This window comes from Moheibacter stercoris, from assembly GCF_040545805.1.
GTDB lineage: Bacteria > Bacteroidota > Bacteroidia > Flavobacteriales > Weeksellaceae > Moheibacter > Moheibacter stercoris.
Genome location: NZ_JBEPMO010000006.1, coordinates 141,911 through 150,254, shown reverse-complemented (window position 1 = coordinate 150,254; position 8,344 = coordinate 141,911). Strand labels below are relative to the sequence as shown.

At 34.8% G+C, this 8,344-nt stretch carries 10 protein-coding genes; 7 read left to right on the top strand and 3 right to left on the bottom strand.

Annotation, left to right across the window (positions count from 1 at the left end):
- Positions 1 to 119: 119 nt before the first annotated feature.
- Positions 120 to 1,190: a branched-chain amino acid aminotransferase gene (locus ABID46_RS07150; RefSeq protein WP_354508516.1), complete on the bottom strand. Its 1,071-nt coding sequence runs from the start codon at positions 1,188 to 1,190 to the stop codon at positions 120 to 122.
- 98 nt (positions 1,191 to 1,288) lie between these two features.
- Here ABID46_RS07150 and mnmC2 point away from each other — a divergent pair, with 98 nt between their 5' ends.
- Positions 1,289 to 2,005, top strand: coding sequence for a tRNA (5-methylaminomethyl-2-thiouridine)(34)-methyltransferase MnmC2 (gene mnmC2, locus ABID46_RS07145; protein WP_354508514.1), 717 nt, complete (start codon positions 1,289 to 1,291; stop codon positions 2,003 to 2,005).
- Positions 1,992 to 2,405 (top strand): NUDIX domain-containing protein, encoded by a 414-nt coding sequence (locus tag ABID46_RS07140; protein ID WP_354508512.1) that lies wholly within the window; start codon positions 1,992 to 1,994, stop codon positions 2,403 to 2,405. The genes mnmC2 and ABID46_RS07140 overlap by 14 nt, the downstream gene beginning before the upstream one ends.
- Here the strand turns inward: ABID46_RS07140 and ABID46_RS07135 are convergent.
- Positions 2,402 to 2,758, bottom strand: a complete 357-nt coding sequence (locus tag ABID46_RS07135; protein WP_354508510.1) for a hypothetical protein — start codon at positions 2,756 to 2,758, stop codon at positions 2,402 to 2,404. The genes ABID46_RS07140 and ABID46_RS07135 overlap by 4 nt on opposite strands.
- 81 nt (positions 2,759 to 2,839) lie before the next feature.
- Here ABID46_RS07135 and ABID46_RS07130 point away from each other — a divergent pair, with 81 nt between their 5' ends.
- The 4 genes from ABID46_RS07130 to ABID46_RS07115 are packed head-to-tail and all read left to right on the top strand — an operon-like array spanning position 2,840 to position 7,432.
- Entirely contained in the window at positions 2,840 to 3,166 is a 327-nt protein-coding gene (locus ABID46_RS07130) for a DMT family transporter (protein WP_354508509.1), read from the top strand.
- Positions 3,166 to 5,868 (top strand): PD-(D/E)XK nuclease family protein, encoded by a 2,703-nt coding sequence (locus ABID46_RS07125; protein WP_354508507.1) that lies wholly within the window; start codon positions 3,166 to 3,168, stop codon positions 5,866 to 5,868. The genes ABID46_RS07130 and ABID46_RS07125 overlap by 1 nt, the downstream gene beginning before the upstream one ends.
- A gap of 30 nt (positions 5,869 to 5,898) precedes the next feature.
- Entirely contained in the window at positions 5,899 to 6,639 is a 741-nt protein-coding gene (locus ABID46_RS07120; protein ID WP_354508505.1) for a polysaccharide deacetylase family protein, read from the top strand.
- Positions 6,629 to 7,432: a formyltransferase family protein gene (locus tag ABID46_RS07115; RefSeq protein ID WP_354508503.1), complete on the top strand. Its 804-nt coding sequence runs from the start codon at positions 6,629 to 6,631 to the stop codon at positions 7,430 to 7,432. Before ABID46_RS07120 ends, ABID46_RS07115 begins: the two co-directional genes overlap by 11 nt.
- Here ABID46_RS07115 and ABID46_RS07110 read toward each other — a convergent pair.
- A complete protein-coding gene (locus tag ABID46_RS07110) occupies positions 7,429 to 7,767 on the bottom strand; it encodes an MGMT family protein (protein WP_354508501.1) in 339 nt (112 codons plus the stop codon). The genes ABID46_RS07115 and ABID46_RS07110 overlap by 4 nt on opposite strands.
- A gap of 51 nt (positions 7,768 to 7,818) precedes the next feature.
- Between ABID46_RS07110 and ABID46_RS07105 the strand changes: the two genes are divergently transcribed.
- Positions 7,819 to 8,343, top strand: coding sequence for a hypothetical protein (locus ABID46_RS07105; protein ID WP_354508499.1), 525 nt, complete (start codon positions 7,819 to 7,821; stop codon positions 8,341 to 8,343).
- Position 8,344: the final 1 nt, after the last annotated feature.

The following is an 8,344-nucleotide window of genomic DNA, read 5'->3' as shown; positions in this document are numbered from 1 at the left end:
ATCAGTTTTTAAGCTAGAAAAATGAAATTTTAATATCCAAGAAGCAAAAAATAAATATTAAGCATAAAAAAGAGACTGTCTTTTGAGACAGCCTCATTTTATATCTTGATTGAAAAATTTTAAGCTTCTACTAAATTTTCTTCCACTTTGACTCTCCATCCAAAAGGATCTTCAGAAACACCCATTTGTAAGTCAACTAAGTTTTTCTTTAAGATTTGTCCATAAGATTCTTCAGGAGATAATAATGGCAATTCCAATCTTTCGTCTCCATATCCAACGGCAACGTAGTTATTTACAACAACAGCTGTTCCTACACCAAAAACTTCTTTTAACTCACCACTTTTGTGCGCATCATAAACTTCTTGAACGGTAATTTTACGAACTTCAACTTCGATACCCAATTTGGTAGCCAACTGCAACATACTATCACGAGTAACTCCATCCAAAATTCTTTCAGAAGTAGGAGCAGTGATTAATTTGTCTCCAATTCGAACCATTACGTTCATGGTTCCAGCCTCCTCGATAAACGTATGCGTTGCATCATCTGTCCAAACTACTTGATCGTAACCTTCTTCACGTGCTAAATGCGTCGGATAGAAAGAACCTGCGTAGTTTCCTGCAGCTTTTGCAAATCCAACTCCACCATTGGCTGCGCGGCTATAACGATCGGCAATTTTTACAGACAATGGTTTGTTGTAATAATTGGGAGCAACCGCTGTTAAAATGGCAAATAAATATTCGTTTGACGAACGAGCTGTTATAGCCTCCTCTGTTGCAAACATAACAGGACGTAAGTACAATGACATACCGTGCGTTGCAGGAACCCATTGTCTATCTAAATCAACCAAAGCTTTCAATCCATCCATAAAAATATGTTCAGGAATTTCTGGCATGTCCAAACGAACTGCAGATTTATTTAAGCGTTCAAAGTTTTTCTCTGGTCTAAACAAATATACATCTCCGTTTGATCCTTTATAGGCTTTCATTCCTTCAAAAATTCCTTGCCCATAATGTCCAACTGATATAGCAGGTGTGAAATCTAATTTCCCGTAAGGTTTTATAATAGGTTCGCCCCATTTTCCATCTTTGTACCAACACAATAACATATGGTCAGAAAATGCGGTTCCAAACGTTTCAATGTCAAATACTTCTGGAGTAAATCTTGATTCTTTGATTTTTTCAATAATCATACTTACTTATTTTAATTTTTGTTTCGCGAATCGCAAATTTACTTATAAATATCGTAAAATCCCGATTAATACTCGATTAAATATTAATACTTTTGAGCATGTTTTCAAGAAAAATTATCAAAACCGAAGACGGTTCTGCAACTCTTTTTATACCAGAATGGAACGAGTCTTATCATTCCAAACATGGAGCAATTCAAGAAGCCTATCATGTTTTTATCCGTAATGGTTTGGATTTGATGAAGACAGATTCGCCTATTTCCATTTTAGAAATCGGATTTGGAACTGGTTTAAATGCTTTGATTACTTTGTTGGAATCGCATAAGCGAAATCTGAAAATAAAGTATACGGGAATTGAGAAATTTCCTGTTTCTAAGGAAGAATTTGCGTTGTTGGACTATCCGTCTTCTTTACATGGAATTGAAGGAAATGATCAATTTCAACTAGAATTTATTCAGTCTAATTATTCAATCCTTATGGAGTCAAATTGGGAAGAAATGAATACTATTTCTCCTCAATTCCAGTTGAAGAAAATTCAAGCAGATTTTATGGAATTCGATTATACAAAAGAAAACTTTGACTTGATTTATTTTGATGCTTTTGGTGCTCGAGTTCAACCCGAATTATGGACAGAAGAATTGTTCCAGAAAATAATCCCTTCATTGAAAACCAACGGAATTTTTACTACGTATTCGGCCAAAGGAAGTGTAAGAAGAGCCTTGATTGCAGCGGGATTGACTGTCGAAAAACGTCCTGGACCTCCGGGGAAAAGAGAAATGTTGGTCGGACAAAAATTGGACAGAAATGACGCCGTTTAACATACGAGTTTATGGATTATTGGTGGTTGAAAACCAATTGATGATCATACGAGAACCTTTTGCTGGAACTGTCATAGATAAATTTCCTGGTGGCGGATTGGAATTTGGAGAAGGAACAATCGAATGTTTGCAACGTGAATTTTTGGAAGAATTGAATTTAGAAATTGAAGTTTTAGAACATTTTTATACCCAAGATTTCTTTTTACAATCAAGATTTGATGAAAACGAACAAATTTTCATGGTGTATTACAAAGTGATTGCAAAAGACATCCATCAATTAAAGGTTATCGATCAAGATATCCAGGAAATTATTTGGAAAGATCTTTCTGAAGTTCAACCCACAGATGTTTCTCTTGAAACCGATCAACTGGTCATTAAAATGTTAATAGGAAAATCTTAGAATAACTCACGATCTTCAAAATATTGAATGATCGCTTGTTTCATCAACAAAGATTGTTCGTTGGCTTTCAATTCTGGAAGCGGTTCCAAGAATTCAAATTGTGGCCAACCATCTTTGTCCAATCCATCAAAACGATAATAGCCAAATGGTTCTAAAACTCGACAAACTGCAATATGTAAAAGATTGACTTTGTCATCTTTCTTGAATTTTCGTTTTCCTTTCCCCAATTCCTGAACGCCAATCAAAAATAATATCGTATCCAAATCGGGTGTTTCTCCACCCGTAAAATTCTGAGCGAAAAATTCTTCTACTTTGGTCCACTTTTCTTTTGCTGTTAATTCTGTCGCATTCATTTTGCAAAAATACACATTCTAGTTTTAGTAAAATCTTTCCTCAAAATTTCCGTAATTTGACGAGAAATAAAATTTGAAATTATGAATTGGGTTATCCTAATTATTGCTGGTCTATTTGAAGTAGGTTTTGCCTCTTGTTTGGGGAAAGCAAAAGAAACAACAGGGACAGAATCGTATCTTTGGTATGCCGGATTTTTGGTTTGTTTAACCATCAGTATGGTCTTGTTGATGAAGGCAACGCAAACCTTGCCTTTGGGAACAGCTTATGCCGTTTGGACGGGAATTGGAGCAGTTGGAACCGTTTTGATGGGAATTTTTGTATTCAATGAACCTGCTACATTTTGGAGAATCTTTTTTATTTGTACCTTGATTGCATCCATCGTTGGACTTAAAGCTGTATCAAATTAATGGGAAAATTTATTGATAAAGTTGTCGAAGATTTGTTGCAAACTCATGAAAATTTGGAACAAATTCGAATTATTCTTCCGGGTAATAGGCCCAAATTATTCTTTCAAAATGCGTTCAAAAAGCATTTGCGAAATAGTATTTTGCCGGAATTCGTAAGTATTGATGATTTTATCAATGAAATCGCTGGTTTGCAACGAATTTCACAAATTCAACTATGGTTTCAAGCTTATGAATCTTATCAGAAAGTTGTTGATAAACCTGATGAGTTTTCCAATTTCTTAAAATGGATTCCTACGTTGTTACAAGATTTTGATGATATCGACTCTTCTTTGGTGGACTCTAATTATTTATTTGAGTATCTCGTTTCAACCGAAAGAATCAAGAAATGGGGAAATGAAAATTTGGATCTCAATAGCAATAAATTGGTTTCCAATCATCTTTTCTTTTGGAAAATGGCGAGCGATTTATTTCGCCAGTTAAAAACTGATTTGCTAGCAAAAGGTTTTGCCTATCGAGGATTGATGTACAAAAAGGCGGTTGAAAATCTTGACAATTTCATCGAAAATCAATCTCATCATTTTGTTTTTGTAGGATTAAATGCCTTGTCTCAAGCCGAGAAAAAGATTGTATTTGATTTGAAAAAACATGGAAAAGCAAGTTTGTTTTGGGATGCTGACGCCTATTATTTGAACAATCCATATCAAGAAGCTGGTGTTTTTCTTCGAAATTACAAAGAACAAGATCCCGATTGGAAATGGACATTTGACGAATTTTCCAAAGAAAAAAATATTGAAGTCATCAGTTTTAGCAAACGTGTTGGGCAAGCCAAATATCTTCATCAATTATTGTCCAAGATTCCTGAAGATGAATGGACAGAAACTTTAGTAGTTTTGACCGATGAAACCTTTTTGCCAGCTGTTTTAAGTTCGATTCCATCACAAATAGATCGTGTCAATATTACGATGGGTTTTCCGTTGAATAAATCTTCGATGGCTTATTTTTTTCGGGCGGTTTTTGAATTGCAAATGAACCGAGAAAAGTTAGGAAAAGGAAAATTATTCTATTATAAAAATGTGATCGATATTCTAGGAAATCAGATTTTTAAAGAATCTTCTGATGTTGCGAATCAGTTAAAAAAAGACATTCAATTTGAAAATAGAATTTTTTCTACTTCTGAATTTTTGATCGAACAACTAAAGGATAGTTTATACGCCGATTTGTTCAAAATTCCTCCATCGATTCGAGAATTTGTAGATCTATTGCTTCAATGGACGCACCGACTGATGCGAGAAGCCAAAGTCGAACTCAACAATATGGACAAAGAGTTTTTGTACAGATTTGGATTGTTATTTACGCAATTAAAGGAGGAATTGCAAGATTTTGAAGGAATACAAGATTTCAAGACTTTGTATGTATTGTATACCAAATTGCTTCAAAACGAAACCATTTCTTTCGTAGGCGAACCTTTGGAAGGATTGCAAGTTGTCGGATTGCTCGAAACGCGATTGTTGGATTTTAAAAATATCATCATGACGTCGGTGAACGATGGTATTTTACCTCCAGGAAGAGTCGAAAATTCCTTCATTCCATTTGACATCAGAAGACAAATGAGTTTGCAGACCTATACCGAAAATGATGCGATTTTTGCCTATCATTTTTACCGATTGTTGCAACGTGCAGAAAGCATTCAATTGCTATACAATTCAGAAGCAGACGCTTTGGGAACAGGAGAAAAAAGTAGATTTATTACCCAAATTGAAATCGAATCGGGGCATAAGATCAATCATAAAAGTGCGGCTGCAAAATTTCACGCACAAAAGAATCAGGAATTACTAATTCCCAAAACTCCAACCATTTTAAATCGATTGAATTCTTGGGCTGAAAACGGAATTTCACCTTCTTCCTTGAACAATTATTTGAGAAATCCGATTGAATTCTATCAACAAAGAGTTTTGGGTTTAAGTGAATTCGAAGAAGCTGAAGAAACTGTTGGAGCAAGGATACTTGGAAATGTTGTCCATGAAACACTTGAGATTTTGTATACGCCTCATTTGAAAAAAATACTCATTCCATCTGATTTTGATTCGATGTTTAAAAATTTGGAATTTCAATTGAATGAAAACTTCAAAAAGCATTACAAAAGCGGAGAATTCAAATCGGGGAAGAATTTGTTGATTTACAAAATCGCTCAAACTTTTGTGGAAAATGTATTGAAGAATGACCAAAATTTATCGGGCAAGCATGAATTCAGTATTTTGGAAATGGAGTTGAAATCTGAAACGGAACTAGAATTGAATTCGGGAAGAAAAGTGAAATTAAAAGGTGTGATTGACCGAATTGATTCCGTGGATGGTCAAAAACGAATTATTGATTATAAAACGGGAACCGTTAAGCCAGATTCCTTAAAAGTTAAATCTGAAAATTTTGAGCGAATTTTTTCTGAATCGGGATTTGATAAACCGCTACAATTGATCTTTTATGCGTATTTGTACCATGCCAAATTTGCCAACGAAAAAGTTGTGTATGGAATTTATCCGTTGAAGTATCCCAAAAAAGAAGTAATTCCTATGAGTATTGACAACGAAATACTCTTCGATGCAGGATTGATTGAGGTGACCAAGACAGATTTAAGTAATTTGATTGAAGAAATTCTCGATGCCACTATACCCTTTCAAGAAGACCGTGAATTAATTTTAGAATAAAGTATCTTTGCGAGGACCAAAATAGACAGGATGAACCAAACAATGGCTTTGTTGTACCATGAAGTAATTGATGATTACCAAGAATCAGGTTTTCAGAACAAAGATAATTTGGCGTATATGCACAAAACCGATGTATTTCGTCGTCATGTAAATTTGGTTCAGGAAATAAAAGAGAAAAATTCCAAAGTTTCCTATTTGTTTACGTTTGATGATGGTGGAATTTCCAATTTGAAATCGGCTCAGATTTTAGAAGAACAAAATTTAAAAGGATATTATTTCATTACTACCAATCGAATTGGAACCAAAGGTTTCCTGGCAAAAGAAGACATTCAAACTTTATACAATTCAGGTCATAGGATTGGTTCTCATTCGCATACACATCCAATGATTTTCCGAACCTTGAATTACAAGCAAATGCTAGAGGAATGGAGAATTTCGAAAGATATCTTGGAAGATGTTCTCGGAGTTGAAATACTGCATTGTTCGATTCCAGGAGGAGATTCCGATCAAAAAACTTATGAGTCTGCACATGAAGTTGGATTTAAATTCATATTTGATTCAGAACCTATTTTGGAAACTCGTTTTTGTCAAGAATCAGAAATTTTGGGAAGATTTAGTGTGAAGGCCCAAACCAGTGATGAAGAATTGTTGAAAACCCTAAATTTGGAAAACATTCAACATCTTCAAAGAACGCGAAAAATAAAGGGAACCATTAAAAAACTAATTTTCCCCATTCATCAATACCTTCAAAACAAAAAGAATGAATCCTAAGCCATTACGTGTTGTTTGTTTATTTGGAACAGGGATTATTTTTGATAAAACCTTGAGTATTTTGTTGGAAAACAAAGTAGATGTTGTGGGTGTTGTGAATGCTAATAAGCATCAAAAAGGAATTGATTTTTCATATTTGAAAATTGCTGCAAAAAAATATGGCTATTGGACCGTTTTCTTACAGATTATAGGTCGTATTTACTATAAATTTCTTCATCAGAAAAAGGATCGAGAAATTTTTAATCAGATTTACAACGAAGAGGAAATTCAATCTGTTTTACAAACTTATAAAGGTGAAATTCATCAAACAGAAGAGTATAGTTCACCTGAAACTATCAGATTCATCCAATCTTTACAACCAGATTTGTTAGTAGTGCACACAGGATATTGGGTAGGGAAGAAGGTGCGTAAATTGGTCAATGATCGTGTGATTGGAGGACATCCAGGAATTACACCCGATTATCGAGGTGTACATTCGCCATTTTGGGCTATTTACAATGACGAACGAGAAAAAGTTGGGTATACCGTTTTTTGGTTGGACAGTGGAGTAGATACAGGTGATATTTTACACCAATCAACGATTCCAATTCAAAAAGGGGATAGCTATTTTACGTTGAGTTGGAAGGGAATGATAGGCATCGCCAAAAATCAAGCAAGAATCATTAAGGAAATGGAGAATGGGATTGAGCCTGAAGCCAGAAAAGTTGGAAATGTTGATGAGTCTACCAATTACAATCATCCGACAATTTTTCAATATTTGAAGTATCGCAAGAAACAAAAAGAAGTACGCTAGAAATCTATCAATTCTTTCATAGGATCCCAGAAAACATTCGAGAAATTTTGAATTTGATCATCTTCAATTTCAATTCCTTCATTTTCCAAAAGTTGCTGCATAAGAGAAGGTGGCGAAAAATGATGTTTGCCTGTTAATAAACCCTTCCGATTAACGACTCGATGTGCTGGAATATCATCGAATGCATGCGAATTATTCATCGCATATCCAATCATTCTTGCGGAACCTTTACGTCCAAGAAAGGTTGCAATCGCTCCATATGAAGTAACTTTACCTTCGGGAATTTTACGAACTACATCATAGACTTTTTCGTAAAGGGATTCATTTTTCGTCATGGTTATAGAGAAATCTTTGTAAATTTAACGAAACATCCTAATATTTACTGCATGAAAAAGGAGATTGTCGTAGAGGCGATTCGGACACGTCCACGTTTTAAAGTGGATACCAAAATGAGTGCAGAAGAATTTTCCAAAAGTCTTCATAAGCATATTAAAGATCGCAACCAAACATTGATTGGATATTGTAATCATGAAGTAGGCATGGTGAGACTTATCAAGGATAAGGAAAAGTTTTGGGCTCCTCAATTGCAAATTCGTATTGAAGCGAATCCTCATAAAAAAGGAAAAAATACCATTCGTGGTATGTTTGGTCCAAATTCTTCCATTTGGACATTGTTTATGTTTTCTTATGGTCTAGGCGGAGCCATCATTTTAACTACAGGGCTCTATGGCTGGGTTGAATTAGCTCTTGGAATTGGTCATTATTGGGTATGGACCAATCTATTGGGCGCATTGTTAATTGTTGGACCATTTATCGCAGCGAAAATTGGTCAACGTATTGCCAAAGGCCATATGGATGTTCTTCGAACCTTTATAGAACGAGTGTTGGTCGATGAAAAAATAATCAAATAAA